We start from the raw sequence: 239 nt of genomic DNA on the forward strand, positions 1-239 counted from the left end.
CGGCCACAGCAGTGTGCTCGACCACCTGGGCAGGGCCAACCCGGCAATGGCCCAGGGTGAATTACGCAGCCGCCTGGCGCAGCTTGGGCTGGATGCGGCCCGTATCGAACTGCCCAGCAGCCTGCTCAGCGGCGGAGAACGGATGAAGGCGGCACTGGCCGCCGTGTTGTACCGCGAACGGCCGCTCGACCTGTTACTGCTGGACGAACCCGGTAACCACCTGGACCTGCCGTCACTGG

The 239-nt window shown here is 67.4% G+C and carries 1 pseudogene; it reads left to right on the plus strand.

Annotated features, from left to right (window positions below):
- Positions 1-239 (plus strand): annotated as a pseudogene (locus tag SB756_RS34805) (ABC transporter ATP-binding protein); the annotation flags it as partial.

This window comes from Pseudomonas sp. SIMBA_068 (assembly GCF_046534705.1).
GTDB lineage: Bacteria > Pseudomonadota > Gammaproteobacteria > Pseudomonadales > Pseudomonadaceae > Aquipseudomonas > Aquipseudomonas putida.